Genomic DNA, 18,046 nt, shown 5'->3' on the forward strand with positions numbered 1-18,046 from the left:
AGATGGTACAATTGATCAAAAAAGGCGGATTACGCGAACGCGCCAACCGCAGCCGCCGTTTTCATGGCTCTGAAAATACCGAAACCACTCTGGCACCAAACCGTTATTCATCTGCCCATAAAAAAGCAGAAAGGGCTGTTTCTGCTTTGGTTAGTGAACAGGATCAACCAGATTCTGAATCAGAACATACCGATGGCGTCATAGCCCAGCCACAGGGCAAAAATCAGGAATAAGGCGCCCGATAAAATATCAATATAACTGCCTGAACGCTGGTACACCGCCTTAATTTTCGGCTGTGACAATAACAGCATCAGCAACACAAAGGTCAGGAAGGTTTGCAGCGGAATAATCACCGCCAGCTGCGCTTTTAAATAATCACTGGCCGATGAACTGAGCGCCAATGAAAATACACTGCTAAAATAAATCAGGGTTTTAGGATTGGATAAATTGGTGAACAGGCCCAGTAAAAAATAGTTTTTCTGTGCAGAGCTCTGTGCCGGTACATCCTCCAGTGCAGTCGACTGTTTTAAACTGCGTAGTCCGCCACTGAGCATGGCCCAGCCCATTTTCGCCAGAAACAAACCGCCTATCAGCATCAATACCTGCTGAATCCATGGAAACTGCTCGACCAGAACGGTAAAGCCCAGCAGGGTTAAAACCACCCACAGCACAATGCCCAATGAAATTCCGGCAATAATATGAATGGTATTGCGACGTGTGGTCGATGCCGAGCTTTTGGCAATCAGAATAATATCGGGGCCGGGACTAAGCTGTGCCACAAAATGTAAGGCACAAATGGTCAACAGTAAGGACATAACACAGGGAGAAGCTTAAAAAGTCATTTATTATATCGCCCGTTCAAAAATATACGAGCACTGCAAGCATAAAAAAACCGAATCCTTGCAGATCCGGTTTTTCAAATAAAGATGGCTTAGTGTTTATTCACATCTTTCATTTCAATTTTTTTTGCTTCTGGCGTCACTTCGCGCGCTTCACCATCAATAATAGTCGAGTCGCGGCCCGCCTGCTGGTTTTGCATGTCCTGCATCTGACGCATCAGATCGGCGAACGGATTCTGGCCTTGTGCACCACCACCCATGCCATTCATATCGCCCATCATGCCCCCCATCATCTGGTTCATCATGGCTTGCTGACGTTTCATCATCGCTTTCATCATGGCCGCTTTAAAGGCATTTTGTACGCCCGGAATCATAATCAGCACAGCCAGCACATCGGTGATCAGACCTGGAATCAACAGCAGGAAACCTGCAAAGATTTTAGGCAAGTTATTGCTTAATGCCGGATCTGCACTCATTTGTCCCATCTGCATCTGCTGCATTTGTGGCATGATGTCCGCAGAATACTTACGGATCAGATTCATACCAATAAAGAAGGCGGCAATAAACCAGAAGAACACGTACCACATGCTACCGACCAGGTCACCCACGCCGATCCAGACGAATACTTCCAGAATTAAACCAGCCAGAATAATAAGAAATAATTTCATGAAAATTAATCTAATCTCAACAAAATAAATAGAGTGCAGGCATCAACTGCTTAATCAGCATCAAGCTTTTTTTGACACGCTTATGTAACAATATGGGCATTATTCTATTTTTAAAGTGCAGGCCTGTCATTAATATTTTCAATGACAGACCTGAGCTTTATGCTGTAGTACGATAAAAATAAACATAAGCCGCATACACGAGCAGCAGCCACAGCCCGATAAACACTGCCGCGGCCACTGTACTGCACGGCTTTTGACTGTAGATGTACAGTATAAACCCCGAAACTTAAGCCAAAATGAAGATGCAGCCTTTTTTACCAAGATAACCTATATATTGTCCCTGCTATTTTTAATAGCAGCTCCAGCGAGTTTGAAGCATTGTTGATAGTCTTGAGTATCCGCACCGGTTGCTGCAAATTCCCTCACACAATACCGCTGTAAAATCATATAATTCATTTTGATGTAATTTTTTAAGGCTTGGCATGTCACTGATTATTGGTATCGATCCCGGTTCCCGGCTTACCGGTTACGGCATTATTGAGCGTGATGGCTCAAAATTGCGTTTTGTAGATGCCGGCACCATTCGGACCGAAACCACGGAAATGCCTGAACGCCTGAAACGTATTTTTGGTGGTATTGACCGGATTGTAAAATTTCATGGCCCGACTGAGGCCGCAGTTGAACAGGTTTTTATGGCGCAAAACCCGGACTCGGCACTGAAACTGGGTCAAGCGCGTGGTGCTGCCATTGCCGCACTGACCAATCTGGATTTACAGGTGGCGGAATATACCGCCCGCCAAATCAAGCAGTCTGTGGTCGGCTATGGGGCAGCCGATAAAGAACAGGTGCAGATGATGGTGATGAAGCTGTTAAATTTAAGCATTAAACCGCAAGCTGATGCAGCTGATGCGCTGGCCGCTGCCATCTGCCATGCCCACGCCTCCGGCAGTATGAGCAAAATGGCGGTACTGAATGCCCTGGGTGGTATGGCGCGCGGCCGTAGCCGTTCTAGCAGCAGACGGCGCTAACTGGAAGCCATCTTGATCCCGGTGAGGGGATGTCCAAATCGGGAGTTTCTACTTAACGGATCATCTGGAAATGGGTGTATTCACGTTCTGCCGGATCAAACGGGATGCGCTCAATTTTAGTGACCTGTGCCCGCAATGGTCCTACCAGACTGCGTTTCAGAATTTCCTGAATCTGCATTTCCTCGCCAATAATTTCTGCTTCGACATCACCATTGTCCAGATTTTTGACATAGCCGGTTAGCTGCAGTTCTTGCGCCTGCTGTTCAAACCAGCGGCGATACCCCACGCCCTGCACATTTCCCTGAATAATAATTTTAAGTGCTTGCATCTCTCACCTGTTCACGACCTGATAAATGGCCTGATTCATCTGCTGTGCCTGAAGTCCGCGCATACCGGATTCCGCCAGTACATCTCCAGCTTGCGCATGTAAAGTGACAATCTCATGTAAACTGAGTTCAGTATGATATTGCGCTTTTAAACTGGCGATCATGCCGGACAGGACATCGCCCATGCCACCTGTGCCCATTCCGGCATTGCCGGCAGTACATAGCCAGAGCTGATCTTCCAGAATCAGGCTGCCCGCGCCTTTAAGCACCCACTGGCCGCCATAACGAGCCTGTAATTCCTGAATAGCCTGTAAGCGGTTCTGCTCAACTTCCATTGTCGTTAGGCCTAAAAGTTTCGCCGCCTCACCCGGATGTGGCGTTAAATAACTACCTTCAAGTAACTGCTGCGGATGTGCGGCCAGAAACCATAAGGCATCGGCATCGAGTACCCGTTCCAGTTCAGCCTGTAACAGTTTCGGCAACCACATCGCATATTGACAAGCCGCCCAGTCATCACGTCCAAGTCCCATACCAAAACAGATGGCATCGACCTGCTGTAACAGCTGTTCAATGGCATCATCCTGCAGAGTGTTAATATCGCGCAGCATGATATTCGGAGCACGACTTAAAATAGCCGTATGATGTTTGGCATCACAAACCACGGTCACTTTGCCACAACCGGCCGCAAACGCTGCTTCCGCCGCCATTATTACCGCGCCGCCCATATCGGCATGACCGCCGACCACCAGCACATGCCCATAACTGCCTTTATGACCAAAAGCCTGACGTGGCGGCAACTGAATCTGGGTGGGTGCCAGCTGGGCGATGGCGTGTAATTCGGCATCGGGAGGAATGGCGGCAATCAGCTCCACCTGTCCAGCGTAGGCTTTGCCCTTACCGGTAAAGAGTCCGGCTTTTAAACCCAATACGCTATAGGTCAAATCAGCCTGAATTGCGCAAGGTAAAGGCTGACCACAATTGGCATCCAGGCCACTTGGAATATCAATTGCGACTTTCAAGCCGCGCTGCTGATTCATCTGATGAATAATCTGTTGCCACTCAACGCTCAGTTCACGATTCAGGCCAATCCCAAACAGCGCATCAACATAGACCTCATAAGCCTGTTGAAACCGAAAACCGGATTGAATATCCAGGCCAGCCGCTTGGGCCTCGCGTTCAGCCTGCTGCAAATCAGGCGAGGGTCCGAGTTCAGCCGCATAAATATGCACCTGAAAACCGGCCTGCTGTAAATATTTGGCCAGTAGATAGCCATCCCCGGCATTATTGCCCTGCCCGCAGCAAACGGCGACAGATTGATAGTCGTGCTGCTGTAAAACGGGAACGACGCGCTGGGCAATCGACCAGGCCACCTGCTGCATCAGGCCATAAGACGAGTTTTGCCGAGCAAACCAGCGCTGCTCCCATGCTTGAATATCACGGCTATGATAAACTTGTGGATGCATTGTTTTTCCCTTGTTTTGTCATTATGAACTCATCACCTGCCATGCAAAATATTCCGGTCAATCAACTTGATCCCGTCCAGTTAAAAGCATGGATTAAAGCGCAGGCTTTAGCACTGGGCTTTGCTGATTGTGTCATTGCCCGGCCCGATGCTCAAGCAGAATTACCTCGTTTGGAAGCCTATTTAGCGCAAGGTTATCAGGCAGATATGCATTTTCTGGGCGAAAATCTGGAGAAACGTGCCAACCCGGCCTTACTAGTGCCGGGCACCAAAAGCATTATTTGTGTGCGCATGAATTATCTGGTCGATCGGCCTGCGCCACGACACGTGCCAGATGCACCCAATAGCTCCATTATTGCGCGTTATGCCCGCGGCCGCGATTATCATAAAGTCATGCGCGGTCGTCTTAAAACTCTGGCCAGCCTGATTCGGGACAAAATCGGTGATTTTGAATCGCGCCCTTTTGCCGATTCAGCCCCCATCTTTGAAAAATCGCTGGCCGAAAGTGCCGGCATGGGCTGGACCGGTAAACATACCCTGCTGATTCATAAAAAATCCGGTTCGTTCTTTGTATTAGGTGAGCTGTTTAGCTCGCTTGAGTTGCCGTTTGATGAACCGGCCACGGCGCACTGCGGTTCCTGTAGCGCCTGTATCGACATCTGCCCGACCAAAGCCATTGTCGAGCCCTACGTGCTGGATGCTGGTAAATGTATTGCCTATTTAACCATTGAATATAAGGGAATTATTCCTGAAGATTTGCGCCGGCCGATTGGCAACCGGGTTTTTGGCTGTGATGACTGCCAGTTAATTTGCCCCTGGAACAGTTTTGCCCAGCTGACTCCGCTGGATGATTTTGCCCCGCGTCATGGGCTGGACCGGATGAGCCTGCTGGAGCTCTGGCAATGGGATGAAGCCACCTTCCTGGCCTGCACCGAAGGCAGTCCACTCAGACGGACCGGTTATCAGAGTTTTAAACGCAATATTGCGATTGGTCTGGGCAATGCGCCTTATTCCGCAGATATTATTGCCCAGCTGCAACAGGCCAAAACGCTGCATGATGAGGTGGTGAATGTGCATATCGACTGGGCCATTCAGGAGCAGTTGACCAAATCTGCATAATTTTTCATTTCTTTACCTGAGCTCACAGATCCCCACACAAGCCCTACAGCGCGTGGTACTGAATTGTGGCTTAATAGAGGAATCCAACAGAAAAGATGTTGTCATCAGGAGGAACTTATTATGCAAACGCATCATAAAAACCAACAGCAGCAGAAACAACAGCAAAAGCAGGAACTTGAACAGCAGACTGAACATTTAAAACAGCAACAGCAGCAACCCCAAGGGCCTATTGATAGCCCTAAAAACAACCAGCATGAACAGGATGACCGGATGCTGAATAAACAGCACCGTGCCGATCTGCAAAACCAGAACATGCACGGCAACCATCGTGAATAATGCTGAAGTTCATGTTCCCTCACTCAACAAAGTCCACTTCAGGTGGACTTTGTTTTTGGATTACGTCATATTTTGCTAATGAAGCGCCTGCCGCTTTTGCTTAATATGCAGTATGCAAAATATGGATAATTAGGGACAGACTTATGAGCAGTATGCGTCCGGTACGTAATGATTGGTCTCGTGAAGAAATTGAGGCACTTTATCAGCAACCGTTTTTAGATTTGGTTTTTGAGGCGCAGCGTGTACATCGTGAGCATTTTGCTGCCAATACCATTCAGGTGAGTACCTTACTCTCGATTAAAACCGGTAAATGCCCGGAAGACTGCAAATACTGCTCTCAATCGGCTCATTATGATTCACAGCTGGAAGCTGAAAAACGTATTGCCGTTGAAAAAGTGATTCAGGAAGCCAAGGAAGCGCTGGAATCAGGTTCTTCACGTTTTTGTATGGGCGCAGCGTGGCGCAATCCGCATGAACGCGATATGCCTTATGTGCTGGAAATGGTGCGTGAAGTAAAAGCGCTGGGTCTGGAAACTTGTATGACGCTGGGTATGCTGAACCAGTCTCAGGCAGAACGTCTGAAAGATGCCGGCCTGGATTATTACAACCATAACCTCGATACTTCACGCGAATACTATGCCAACATTATTAGTACCCGCAGCTTCGATGACCGTTTAAATACCTTGGAGCATGTGCGTAATGCCGGCATGAAAGTCTGTAGCGGCGGTATTGTCGGTTTAGGTGAAGATACTCAGGACCGGATTGGCCTGTTACATGAACTGGCCACCTTGCCGATTCATCCGGAATCTGTACCGATTAACATGCTGGTGCCAATTGAAGGTACACCACTGGCCGATGTAGAAAAACTCGATGTCACCGAATGGATTCGTACTATTGCCGTGGCACGCATTATCATGCCAACCAGTTATATCCGCCTGTCTGCCGGTCGTGAATCTTTATCTGATTCAGATCAGGCCCTGGCCTTTATGGCCGGTGCCAACTCGCTGTTCTCGGGTGAAAAGCTGCTGACCACCCCGAATGCCGGTGAAGGTAAAGACCGTCAACTGTTCCAGAAACTGGGACTGGTGGCGGAAAAAGCCAAACCGACCGTTCAGGAACTGTCGGTAGATGCGATGGCGGTTTAATCCTCATCACACGAAAAAGCCCATCTTCTGGATGGGCTTTTTTTATGAGGTAATTAACAGACCATAATTGGCATTCAGATACATACCCGGTTTAATCAGATCGGCACCATTGGCATGATAAACCGTGAGTTCCTGCTTGATGACATCAAAATGAAAGGCATCAAAACAGTCCTGATGCTGACACAGCCAGGCCAAGGTATCGCTGAGCTGATCATCTACAATATAGGTCGGGGCATTAAAATCTTTGGCCATGTGCATTCAGTTATAGAGAGATGACAGGATTTTAGCCTGAAATGGCAGTAAATAAAGCAGCTTGGAATGAGATTTAGATATTTAAAGGCTGAGATGAGCCTGCGCGGATGTTAATGCAATCTATAAACAAAAAGAAGTGAGTCTAGCCCACTTCTTTTTTGAATCTGGTTTGATCCCCTCTATGATTTATTGGCCCCACACTTACGACACTCAATATGCGCACCAATTTCCTCCATTTGCTCATATTCATAAATATGTAAGCAGAAAAAGTTTTTTAATAATTGAAGCATCCTAACACTCCTATTTTTGATTATTTTTTCATTCAGCTTCTTGCCGCTTATTTCATCCTGAAACAAGCATAACCAAAATTGGTTATACTCATTTTTTAACACATTTTTTAAAAAGATCAAGTGTTATTTCAAGGACTTCTTTTGAACGTCATTCATCATACTTATTGAAGCTTTTACTCTATATTCAAATAGCTAGCGCATTTTTCGGTTTAAGTCTGCACAAAACAGATTTTTTGTAATCCCCTCTTGATTTCATCACGCAAGTGTTTAGGATGAAAAAAACAGCCTTTTTCGGCAATGATGCCTCGGAAAAGTAGTCAAGAAACAAGACATTATTTAAACAACAAAAAAATGGAATAAGGATATCAACATGCTTGGACGTATGATGTATCAACCGTTATTGATTAGCTCGCTGATTGAACATGCAGCACGCTATCATGGCGATACACCCATCATTTCAAAAAATACCGATGGCAGCATGAGCAGCACTGACTGGGCCGCTGTGGCAGAGAATGCCAAACGCTTTGCCAATGCACTGCAGGCCTTGGGCCTAGAACAGAGTGACCGTGTGGCAACCATTGCTTGGAACAATCATCGTCACCTGGAAAGCTGGTATGCAATTTCCGGGAGTGGTCTGGTCTGCCATACCATTAACCCGCGTCTGTTTCCTGAACAGCTGATTTTTATTATTAATGATGCTCAAGACCGGGTGGTGATTTTTGATAAAACCTTCCTGCCGCTAATTGTCGGGGTAAAACAGCATTTGCCGCAGGTGGAGCATTTTATCTGTCTGGATGCACCGGATGATGCGGTCCGGGAAAAATTGCCTGAAGTTCAGTTTTATGATGATTTGATTGCCGCCCAGTCCAAGACATTTGACTGGCCAGAACTGGATGAGAATATGGCCAGTTCCCTGTGCTACACCTCAGGCACCACCGGTAATCCAAAAGGCGTGCTCTACAGCCACCGTTCCACCTTGCTGCACAGTTATGGCATCAGCCTGCCCGACTCCCTGAATTTATCGGCCAAAGATGTAATGCTGCCCGTGGTTCCAATGTTCCATGTCAATGCCTGGGGCACGCCATATGCTGCGGCGATGGTTGGCTCAACCCTGGTGTTGCCGGGACCAGGGCTGGATGGTGCCAGTCTGGTACAGCTCATTGATAATTATAAAGTGACGGTGGCCTTGGGTGTGCCGACCATCTGGCAAGGTTTACTGGCCGCAGCCAAACAGGCTGGCAGCACGCTGGAAAGCATGAACCGCAATGTGGTCGGTGGCTCGGCCTGCCCGCCAGCGATGCTGAAAACCTTTAAAGAGCAGTATAACTGCGACACCATTCATGCCTGGGGCATGACTGAAACCAGTCCGCTGGGTTCTGCCAACCAGCTCAAAGCCAAGCATGAACTGCTCAGTCCGGAGGAGAAAACCCAGTTACGACTGTCTCAAGGTCGTCCACCATTTGGGGTAGATTTACGTCTGGCTTCGGCAGAAAAAGGCACCGACTTGCTGCCACGTGATGGCCAGACCACCGGCAATTTACAGATTAAAGGCCACTGGATTATTGAGCGTTACTTTGGCAAAGAGGAATCTGCCCTGACCAGTGATGGCTGGTTCGATACCGGCGATATTGCCAGTCTGAACAGTGATGGTTTCCTGCACATTAGTGACCGTTCTAAAGACCTGATTAAATCGGGTGGTGAATGGATTTCATCGGTAGAACTGGAAAATCTGGCCATGTGCCATCCGGAAATTGCCATGGCCGCAGTGATTGCCGCCAGCCATCCAAAATGGGATGAACGTCCGGTAGTGATTGCCATGAAAGTGCCGGACAGCCAGATTACCGAAAGCGAACTACTGGATTATTATGCCGATAAGGTGGCCAAATGGCAGATTCCCGATAAGGTTATTTTTGTTGACAGTATTCCACTCAGTGGGACCGGCAAAATGCTGAAAAAAGATTTACGCGAACAATATGGTCAGGTGCTGATGGAAGCGCCCGTGTAAATATTGGTCTATGTAGAGATAAGATAGAAAAAGCGCTGATAGATTCAGCGCTTTTTTATGGGATCAACAATGCGATATACCTAAAGATCACAGGTTTTTATATTCACTTAAGCCTGTTTTTTAATCACATGCTCGGCGGAAAAATCGCGATAGGTACGGCGTGAGGCAGTTTGTTCAGGCAATGGCTCAACCTCGTGCATGCTCTGCAGACAGCGTGCAGTCAGTTCAATATATTGCTGGGTGCCATGACGTTTCCAGGCAATTTCCTTGTCTTCCAGTGGCCGCACCACCTTAGCCGGACTGCCGAGTGCCAGGACATTGGCCGGGATCTGGGCTTTGGCTTTCACGGTACTGTTGGCACCAATAATGGTATTTTCACCAATTTCCGCTTCATCCAAAATCACGCTATTCATGCCAACCAGTACGTTTTTACGAATGATGCAGCCATGCAAAATTGCCCCATGTCCGATATGCCCATATTCTTCTACCAGCGTCACGCTGTCTGGAAAACCATGCACGGTACAGGAATCCTGCACATTGGCATTCTGCTGAATATGGATTCGGCCAAAGTCGGCACGTAAGGCAGCAAATGGGCCAATATAAGCCCCGGCTTCAATAATCACATCACCAATAAGTACAGCAGTTGGATGCACATAAGCCTGCGGATGCACCACAGGAATCACACCATCAATGGAGTAACACGGCATATTTTATTCCTTTAAAATAAGCGGAGTAGATGCTTCCCCACCACGAGGCAAGGAAGCTCTATGAATAAGCTCAAGCCAATGAGCTGGGTTCTTCTATTTTAATACCGCCAAAACGCTTGAAGAATTGCGGATGCGCCGGTGGCATTGAACCTTCCGACGTGCGCGCCAGTTCCATAAAGAATTCTTCTCCGGCACTGACCACACGCTGATACAGGTTGCTACTTAAGTTGCGTGCATTCAGCGATAACCAGTCCGATGGCAGCAGCTCAAACGGCAGGTTCGGATCTTTCAGCAAAATCCGGCGATACTGATGAATCAGCAAAATCCGGATCTGGAAGGCTTGCACCGGGTCCAGTTCATCTTCAGCATCAACCAGATTCAGAAATTCACGGAAATCACCCATGAATTTTTCATAACGCTGATGCAGTTCAGGCACCGGCCAGTTGGTTGCCACCATGCGTTTAATGGTTGGATACGACTCCTGCCATAACTGCAAGGTTTCGGCTTTAAAGATCACCACCTGATCGGTCATTTGCAGATTCAGTAGCAGATTTTGCAGTTTCAGATGATCACAACCCGGATAAGCCATCACGTTGGTGGCAATATTGGCAAAACCGAGCCATTCCAGTTCTTTCTTTAAAATGGCTTTATTTTCCAGCTCGACCGAACTGAGCAGTACCAGATCCCATTTCTGGTCCCATTCCTTGTGCTGGAAGCTGTAAATTTTCTGGTCCGCCATAATAAAACGCTGGCGGCTGTTTTCGGTAATACGGTAATAACTGGTGCGGCCAATTTTTTCCGACACCAGCCAGCCGTTTTGTACCAGACGAAACACAGCGGTACGCACCGAACGTTCGTTCAGGCCAAACACATCCATCAGCTGGATCAGGCTAGCCAGACTGATAATCCCACCGCGATGAAAAATACAGTCACCAAATACGGTCATAATCAGCGATGTGCCACTTAAGGCTTCATGCTGAATAAAATCATCAATACTTTGTTTTAGTTTTGGATTCATTGCGATGTATTCACACCCTGTTTGTGAGGGCAATTGACCGCAGTCAATCGCCCACTGAACCTATGCAGACTTTCGGATATCAAATACCCGCTGCGCCTTACCTTCTGAGCGTGGCAGACTACCTTCCGGCAACACATCCACCGTCACGCTAATGCCCACCATGGTTTTAATCTGGGCTTTTAACTGCCCGGCCAACTGGTGCGCCATAACATCATTGGTATCTTTACGCATTTCTGCCTGAATATGCAATGTGTCGAGGTGTCCCTGTTTACAAATATGAATCTGATAATTCGGAATCAGCTGCGGAATATGTAAAATCTGCTCTTCAATTTGTGACGGGAACACGTTCACACCGCGGATAATCATCATATCATCGCTGCGTCCAACGATTTTGTCCATACGACGCATGGTGCGTGCCGTGCCAGGTAACAGACGGGTCAGGTCACGGGTACGGTAACGGATCACCGGCATGCCTTCTTTGGTGATGGTGGTAAAGACCAGCTCGCCCAGTTCACCATCTGGCAGGACTTCACCAGTTTCCGGATTGATAATTTCCGGATAGAAATGATCTTCCCAGATGGTTGGGCCGTCTTTGCTTTCCAGACATTCCATTGCCACACCCGGTCCCATTACTTCGGACAGGCCATAAATATCCAGCGCATCAATGCCCAAGCGCTCTTCAATTTCCTTGCGCATTTCATTGGTCCACGGCTCGGCACCAAAAATACCGGTACGGATAGAACAGTCTTTGGCTGTGCCAAATTTCTTTTCCAGCGCTTCAATAATATTCAGGCAGTAAGATGGCGTAACCATTAAAGCGGTGGGCTTAAAGTCATGAATCAGCTGCGCCTGACGCTCGGTTTGGCCGCCCGACATTGGAATAACCGTGGCACCCAAACGCTCTACGCCATAATGCGCACCCAAACCGCCGGTAAACAGACCATAACCATAGGACACCTGAATGGTATCTTTGGCACTTAAACCGGCTGCACGTAAGGAACGTGCTACCACATCTGACCAGGTCTGAATATCCTGCTGGGTATACCCGACCACGGTCGGCTGGCCGGTGGTGCCTGATGAGGCATGCACACGCACAATCTGTTCCTGTGGCACGGCAAACATGCCAAACGGATAGTTGTCACGTAAATCTTGTTTGGTGGTAAACGGGAATTTGGCCAGATCTTCCAAAGTGTTGAAATCATCAGGATGGACCCCTGCTTCATCAAACTTCTTTTGATACACCGGGCTGTTCTGGTAGGCATGCTGCAGCGTTTTTTTCATGCGCTGCAGCTGGATGCTACGTAATTCATCGATTGAAACAGTTTCGATTTTTTCCATTGCATTGTTATTCATCTTATTACTCCTTTTCAATCATCCTGATTGAGTGCTGTATTTTTTACTTGGATGTGTCCTCATCCACATTTTCGATAATCATGGCCACGCCTTGGCCCACACCGACACACATGGTGCACAGTGCATATTTCCCTTGACGACGTTTTAATTCTTTCATGGCGGTAATCACCAGACGCGTTCCACTCATCCCGAGTGGATGTCCCAAGGCAATCGCGCCGCCATTTGGATTGACCCGGGCATCATCATCCTGCAAGCCCAGTTCACGGGTCACCGCCAGTGCCTGTGCGGCGAAGGCCTCGTTCAACTCAATGATATCCATCTGGTCCAGGGTTAGCCCGGTCAGCGCCAGTACTTTACGTACCGCCGGCACCGGCCCAATGCCCATATATTTAGCTTCAACACCGGCACTGGCCGAAGCCACCACTTTTGCCAAAGGCTTGAGCTGATGCTGATCGACAAAAGCCTGATTGGCCAGCATGACACAGGCAGCGCCATCATTTACCCCGGAAGCATTACCAGCAGTGACTGAACCACCTTCTTTACGAAACGGGGTTTTCAGGCTGCCTAAAGCCTCCAGCGTGGTGTCAGCACGTGGATGCTCATCGGTCTGGAAGATGATGCTGTTTTTCTTACGGTCTTTAATTTCAACCGGCATAATTTCTTCGGCCAGAATTCCGTTTTGCTGGGCCACTGCAGTTTTCTGCTGGCTACGATAGGCAAACAGATCCTGATCGGCACGATGAATCTGGTATTTTTCTGCAACGTTCTCGGCGGTTTCCGGCATGCTATCGACGCCAAACTGCGCTTTAAATTTCGGGTTAATAAAGCGCCAGCCGATGGTGGTATCAAAAATTTCCGGGGTGCGGCTAAAAGCGGTTTCCGGTTTGGACTGGACAAAAGGTGCACGGCTCATGGACTCAACCCCACCGGCCAGTACAAACCGCGCTTCACCGGCCTTGATCATACGCGCGCCTGTGGCAACCGCATCTAAACCTGAGGCACAAAGACGGTTTAGGGTAATGCCCGCGACATTGTCCGGCATGCCGGCCAGCAAGGCAGCCATACGCGCCACATTACGGTTATCTTCACCAGCCTGATTGGCACAGCCTAAAATCACCTCATCCAGTTCCTGCCAAGGCAGTTCAGGATGCTGGGCTTTTAAATACTGTATTGGCAAGGCAGCCAGGTCATCTGCACGGATGCTGCTGAATGCACCGGCATAACGGCCAATTGGGGTGCGAATTCCATCGCAAATAAATACCTGTTCCATGTCCTGTGGTTTCCTTAGCCTGCTTGGCGAAATTCTAATTCTTGCTCTGACTGCGTACGTTCCTGTGCAGCCTTCTTGCTTAAATATATACTACAACGGTAGCGTTCTTCACCATAAATACGATACATATTTTTAAAAATTTGTAAAATAGTGTTATATCCAATTTTTTCTGCCCACTGGAATGGACCTTGCGGATAATTCACACCATATTTCATTGCTGAATCAATATCTTGTTCGGTTGCTATCGCATGCAGTACTGCTTCACTGGCTTCATTGACCAGCATGGAAATGGTACGCAGCACATATAGACCTGCATGATCTTTAGTCCAGATTGGTATCAGATCAATCGCAGCAAAAAACTGCTCGACTTTGGCGATATCGGCTGCGTTACAGGCCGGTGATGCCACGATTGGTAACGCCTGTGCCACATTCCAGTCAGCATGCCAGTCCATCAGCACTACTTTGTCCTTGCTATAGTCCAGCTCGACCGATTCACCGCGGCTTAAACGCAGGCGTACATCACCCAGTACAATTTCTTCATCTGCCTGTGGCTGACGCTGCACTTTCAGCTGTGAGGCTGCCTGAATCCGCGAGATCAAGCCGCTAGAATGTGACCAGCTTCCATTGACTGCAAGCTCAAGTTCACCCGGTGCAACGCTCGGCATAGCCGGTAAACGATAGGCCGGTGAACGTTCAGCCTGACGATAATCATAAAAACCCTGCCCACTTTTACGGCCGAAACAGCCGGCATCCACCAGCTCTTTCTGGATTAAAGACGGACGATAGCGCGGCTCATAAAAGAATTCCTGATAGACGCTTTGGGTCACGGAAAAATTGACATCCTGCCCGATTAAGTCGGTCAGTTCACATGGCCCCATGGCAAAGCGGCCACATTCACGCATGATAAAATCCAATTGTTCAGGCGTGGTGACATTTTCCTGTAAGGCACGAAAAGCTTCGGCATAATAAGGACGCGCTACCCGGTTGACAATGAAACCCGGAGTTGATTTGGCCGTCACTGGCACTTTATTCCAACTTTGCATCAGGCTGAACAATGCCTGTGCAATCTCTGCTGAGGTTTTCAGGCCACGAATAATTTCTACCAGTTTCATTACCGGTGCCGGATTAAAAAAGTGCAGTCCAACCACACGCTCAGGCTGTGGAATTGCCGCGGCAATGGCGGTAATGGAAATGGATGAGGTGTTAGAGGCAAAAATGGTTTCTACCGGACACAGTGCTGCCAGTTGCTGAAACAGCGCTTGTTTGACCTCTTTCTTTTCCACAATGGCTTCAACCACCAGTTGCGCATTCGCCAGTGCCTGAAGATCGCTGGCAATCGTTAAATTGGCCAGCGTTTGCTCTAACAGCTGCGCTGTCATTTTCCCGGCCGCGACACGTTTTTCCAGCTGTGTTTTTAATTGCGCCAAAGCGGCCTCAGATTTTTGCACATCCACATCAAACAGCTGGGTTGGATGGCCATACATCGCTGCCAATTGGGCAATACCAATGCCCATGGTGCCGGCGCCAATCACCGCGACACGGGCCTGCTGTAAACAAAGTTGTTCCATGATTAGCATCCTGTATATTGCGGTGTGCGTTTTTGCATAAAGGCTTGGACGCCTTCTTTATAATCACTTGAACGGCCGGCCAGACGCTGCAGGTCACGTTCCAGAATGAGCTGTTCATCCAGATTATTGTCGGCTGCAGCATGAATGGCTTTTTTAATTAAGGACAGGCCATAGGTCGGCTGTTTGGCTAAATGCTCGGCCATTTTCTCGGCTTCGGCTTTCAGCTGATCATCTTCTACCACCTGCCAGATCATGCCCAGTTGCAGCGCCTGTTCTGCGCTGACTTTATCACCCAGCATGGCCAGCCCCATGGCTTGGGCACGGCCAACCAGACGCGGCAGGAACCAGGTGCCGCCAGAATCCGGAACCAGACCTAAACGGCAGAAAGCCTGAATAAAAGACGCCGATTTTGCCGCCAGTACAATGTCACAGGCCAAAGCAATATTGGCACCAGCACCGGCCGCAACCCCATTGACTGCGCACAGCACCGGTTTGGGCATATCGGTAATCAGCTTGATTAAAGGGTTGTAATATTTTTCAATTGACAGGCCTAAATCTGGTGCATCGGCATTCGGATCGACCACGCGGTCATTCAAATCCTGTCCGGCACAGAAACCACGACCTTCGGCAGAAATGACCACCGCGCGAATCTTGCTGTCTTTGGCCCATGCCTTCATAACCTTGGACACTTCCTGATGCATGGTTTCATTAAAACTGTTGAGCTGCTTCGGACGGTTAAAGGTCAAATAGCCCACTGCATTTTTTTCTTCGACAATAATTGTTTGGTAATCCATTACACACCTCTAAATTCCGGTTTTCTTTTTTCTAAAAATGCCTGAATGCCTTCCTGACGGTCTTGGGTCGCGGCCAGCCAGACAAAATGTTGACGTTCTAATTTGAGGCCCTGGCTCAAGGTCACTTCATGAATCGACTTTAAGGACTGTTTGATGGCACGGATAGCCAGTGGCGCCTGCGCTGCAATTTTTGTTGCCAGTTCCAGTGCATATTGCACCGTAAGGCCGCTTGGACAGACCTGACTGCTAATGCCGTGTTGCAAGGCGGTCGTGGCGGAGACCATCTCCCCGGTCATGGCCCAGCGCATCGCCAGTTGCTGTCCGACCAGACGCGCCAAACGCTGGGTCCCACCGGCGCCTGGTAACATGCCCAAACCAATTTCAGGGAGTGCAAACTGGGCATTTTCACCGGTGATGATCATGTCGCCATGCAGGGCCAGTTCAAAACCTGCCCCCAGTGCATAACCATTGACCGCCATAATCAGTGGCTTGGAAAACTCATCAATGCCTTTCCACAGCAATGGACGCTGATCCTGCTGGATGCTCACCACATCCAGTTGCGCTAGTTCATTTAAATCCGCCCCGGCAGCAAAACACTGCGGATTGCCGGTAATCACCACGGCTTTTACACTGGAATCTGCATCCAGCTGCTGCAGATGATCAGCCAGTTCTTTTAAGGTGGCATTATTCAGGGCATTACGCTTTTCCGGGCGATTCAGTTCAATTAACACCACACCCGGCGCGGCCAGACTGCTTTTTAAATAATCCATGGCTTGTCACTCCCTGTCCGCTACTTATTCGTCAAAACTTAAGCGTACATTGGCACTGGTCGGACGTGCCTGACAGCTCAGCACATAGCCTTTGGCCACTTCATCTTCTTCCAGGCTGTAGTTGATGGCCATTTCGACCTCACCTTCCAGCACCTTGCATTTACAGGTCGCACAGACCCCACCTTTACAGGCATAAGGCAAGTCAGCACCGGCACGTAAGGCGGCATCGAGAATGCTGTCATCCTGTTTGGAAACGTCGACAATCAGCTCACGGCCATCGAGAATAATATTAACCTTCTCTTCGCTACGGCTTTCAATTTGTGCCGCGCTGGCTTTCGGTGCAGTGCCGGTATTAAAACGCTCGGTGTGAATTTTGCTGCGCTCGATGCCCAGTTCTGGTAACACTGTTTCCACTGCATTCATCATCTCTTCCGGGCCACAGGCAAAGCAGTGATCGAACTGGGAATGAATTAAACCGGCCTGAAACAGCTGTTGCAGTTTTTCCGCATCAATCCGGCCATTGAGTAACTGGCTGTCATTGAGTTCACGCGAGAAAACATTGACCAGTTGTAGACGCTCTTTATAACGGTCTTTTAAATCCATGATCTGTTCCGAGAACATGGTCTGTTTCCAGGAACGGTTACCATAAACCAAGGTAAAATGCGCACCCGGCTGATGGTTCAGCACCGATTTCACAATCGACAAAATTGGGGTAATGCCGCTACCAGCAGCAAAGCCAAGATAATTCTGGCCGCCAGTTTTGGCTGCTTTTTGAAAAAATACGCCTTGTGGTGGCATCACTTCCAATACATCACCGGCTTTAAGATGTTCATTGGCCCAGGTCGAAAACTGGCCCTGATCAATTTTCTTGATGGCAATGCTCATGTCTTCAGCACGATCACTGCAAATTGAATAACAACGACGGATTTCACCCTGCTCGGTCAAATGACGGATGGTAAGATGCTGGCCTGGCTGATACTGGAATAAATCGGCCTGTTCAGGTGCCAGATCAAAGGCAATACAGATGGCCTGTTCGGTTTGTGGCTGAATTGATTTAATGGTTAAAGGTATAAATTGGCTCATGTGAAAATCCCTC

The 18,046-nt window shown here is 48.5% G+C and carries 19 protein-coding genes; 6 read left to right on the plus strand and 13 right to left on the minus strand.

What is annotated here, in order from left to right; all coding sequences use genetic code 11:
- Nucleotides 1-2 precede the first annotated feature (2 nt).
- Nucleotides 3-233, plus strand: coding sequence for a hypothetical protein (locus FTU86_RS05695; RefSeq protein ID WP_180036764.1), 231 nt, complete (start codon nucleotides 3-5; stop codon nucleotides 231-233).
- Here the strand turns inward: FTU86_RS05695 and FTU86_RS05700 are convergent.
- On the minus strand, nucleotides 180-815 hold the full coding sequence (locus FTU86_RS05700; RefSeq protein ID WP_075166755.1) for a LysE family transporter: 636 nt from the start codon (nucleotides 813-815) through the stop codon (nucleotides 180-182). The two genes, FTU86_RS05695 and FTU86_RS05700, sit on opposite strands and share 54 nt — an antisense overlap.
- A gap of 116 nt (nucleotides 816-931) precedes the next feature.
- Nucleotides 932-1,507 (minus strand): FxsA family protein, encoded by a 576-nt coding sequence (locus FTU86_RS05705; RefSeq protein WP_180036765.1) that lies wholly within the window; start codon nucleotides 1,505-1,507, stop codon nucleotides 932-934.
- Nucleotides 1,508-1,989: 482 nt separating this feature from the next.
- Between FTU86_RS05705 and ruvC the strand changes: the two genes are divergently transcribed.
- Nucleotides 1,990-2,535 (plus strand): crossover junction endodeoxyribonuclease RuvC, encoded by a 546-nt coding sequence (ruvC, locus tag FTU86_RS05710; RefSeq protein WP_045795787.1) that lies wholly within the window; start codon nucleotides 1,990-1,992, stop codon nucleotides 2,533-2,535.
- 52 nt (nucleotides 2,536-2,587) lie between these two features.
- Here the strand turns inward: ruvC and FTU86_RS05715 are convergent, their stop codons facing one another.
- On the minus strand, nucleotides 2,588-2,863 hold the full coding sequence (locus FTU86_RS05715) for an acylphosphatase (protein ID WP_005177399.1): 276 nt from the start codon (nucleotides 2,861-2,863) through the stop codon (nucleotides 2,588-2,590).
- Between the two features lie 3 nt (nucleotides 2,864-2,866).
- On the minus strand, nucleotides 2,867-4,324 hold the full coding sequence (locus tag FTU86_RS05720) for an NAD(P)H-hydrate dehydratase (protein ID WP_180036766.1): 1,458 nt from the start codon (nucleotides 4,322-4,324) through the stop codon (nucleotides 2,867-2,869).
- 41 nt (nucleotides 4,325-4,365) lie between these two features.
- Here FTU86_RS05720 and queG point away from each other — a divergent pair, with 41 nt between their 5' ends.
- The 3 genes from queG to bioB all read left to right on the plus strand — a co-directional run bounded on the left by queG (nucleotide 4,366) and on the right by bioB (nucleotide 6,923).
- Nucleotides 4,366-5,442: a tRNA epoxyqueuosine(34) reductase QueG gene (gene queG, locus FTU86_RS05725; RefSeq protein ID WP_180048285.1), complete on the plus strand. Its 1,077-nt coding sequence runs from the start codon at nucleotides 4,366-4,368 to the stop codon at nucleotides 5,440-5,442.
- Between the two features lie 120 nt (nucleotides 5,443-5,562).
- The gene (locus FTU86_RS05730; RefSeq protein ID WP_005177388.1) at nucleotides 5,563-5,778 is read left to right on the plus strand and encodes a hypothetical protein; all 216 of its coding nucleotides are present in this window, start codon (nucleotides 5,563-5,565) and stop codon (nucleotides 5,776-5,778) included.
- Between the two features lie 143 nt (nucleotides 5,779-5,921).
- Nucleotides 5,922-6,923 (plus strand): biotin synthase BioB, encoded by a 1,002-nt coding sequence (gene bioB / locus FTU86_RS05735; RefSeq protein ID WP_016658258.1) that lies wholly within the window; start codon nucleotides 5,922-5,924, stop codon nucleotides 6,921-6,923.
- 42 nt (nucleotides 6,924-6,965) lie between these two features.
- Here the strand turns inward: bioB and FTU86_RS05740 are convergent, their stop codons facing one another.
- Nucleotides 6,966-7,175, minus strand: coding sequence for a hypothetical protein (locus tag FTU86_RS05740; RefSeq protein WP_075166751.1), 210 nt, complete (start codon nucleotides 7,173-7,175; stop codon nucleotides 6,966-6,968).
- A 660-nt stretch (nucleotides 7,176-7,835) separates the two neighbouring features.
- Between FTU86_RS05740 and FTU86_RS05745 the strand changes: the two genes are divergently transcribed.
- A complete protein-coding gene (locus FTU86_RS05745) occupies nucleotides 7,836-9,470 on the plus strand; it encodes a long-chain-fatty-acid--CoA ligase (protein ID WP_163170044.1) in 1,635 nt (544 codons plus the stop codon).
- A gap of 107 nt (nucleotides 9,471-9,577) precedes the next feature.
- On the opposite strand, the gene FTU86_RS05750 is transcribed toward FTU86_RS05745, so the two are convergent.
- From FTU86_RS05750 to paaE, 8 genes are all read right to left on the minus strand, one after another.
- A complete protein-coding gene (locus FTU86_RS05750) occupies nucleotides 9,578-10,177 on the minus strand; it encodes a hypothetical protein (protein WP_005177381.1) in 600 nt (199 codons plus the stop codon).
- 70 nt (nucleotides 10,178-10,247) lie between these two features.
- Nucleotides 10,248-11,195 (minus strand): phenylacetic acid degradation operon negative regulatory protein PaaX, encoded by a 948-nt coding sequence (gene paaX, locus FTU86_RS05755; protein WP_005177380.1) that lies wholly within the window; start codon nucleotides 11,193-11,195, stop codon nucleotides 10,248-10,250.
- A 60-nt stretch (nucleotides 11,196-11,255) separates the two neighbouring features.
- A complete protein-coding gene (gene paaK / locus FTU86_RS05760) occupies nucleotides 11,256-12,548 on the minus strand; it encodes a phenylacetate--CoA ligase PaaK (protein ID WP_005177377.1) in 1,293 nt (430 codons plus the stop codon).
- A 43-nt stretch (nucleotides 12,549-12,591) separates the two neighbouring features.
- On the minus strand, nucleotides 12,592-13,818 hold the full coding sequence (gene pcaF, locus FTU86_RS05765; RefSeq protein WP_171431971.1) for a 3-oxoadipyl-CoA thiolase: 1,227 nt from the start codon (nucleotides 13,816-13,818) through the stop codon (nucleotides 12,592-12,594).
- Nucleotides 13,819-13,832: 14 nt separating this feature from the next.
- Nucleotides 13,833-15,386, minus strand: coding sequence for a 3-hydroxyacyl-CoA dehydrogenase (locus FTU86_RS05770; RefSeq protein ID WP_180036767.1), 1,554 nt, complete (start codon nucleotides 15,384-15,386; stop codon nucleotides 13,833-13,835).
- A 2-nt stretch (nucleotides 15,387-15,388) separates the two neighbouring features.
- Entirely contained in the window at nucleotides 15,389-16,180 is a 792-nt protein-coding gene (paaG, locus tag FTU86_RS05775; protein ID WP_016658265.1) for a 2-(1,2-epoxy-1,2-dihydrophenyl)acetyl-CoA isomerase PaaG, read from the minus strand.
- Nucleotides 16,180-16,950 carry an enoyl-CoA hydratase-related protein gene (locus FTU86_RS05780; protein ID WP_016658266.1) on the minus strand — a complete coding sequence of 257 codons (771 nt, stop codon included), beginning with the start codon at nucleotides 16,948-16,950 and terminating at the stop codon, nucleotides 16,180-16,182. Before FTU86_RS05780 ends, paaG begins: the two co-directional genes overlap by 1 nt.
- Before the next feature lie 24 nt (nucleotides 16,951-16,974).
- Complete coding sequence (gene paaE, locus FTU86_RS05785) at nucleotides 16,975-18,033, minus strand: 1,2-phenylacetyl-CoA epoxidase subunit PaaE (protein ID WP_005177359.1); 1,059 nt, start codon at nucleotides 18,031-18,033, stop codon at nucleotides 16,975-16,977.
- Between the last annotated feature and the right edge of the window lie 13 nt (nucleotides 18,034-18,046).

The sequence above is a fragment of the Acinetobacter sp. YH12155 genome (assembly GCF_013418255.1).
Classification (GTDB): Bacteria; Pseudomonadota; Gammaproteobacteria; order Pseudomonadales; family Moraxellaceae; genus Acinetobacter; species Acinetobacter indicus.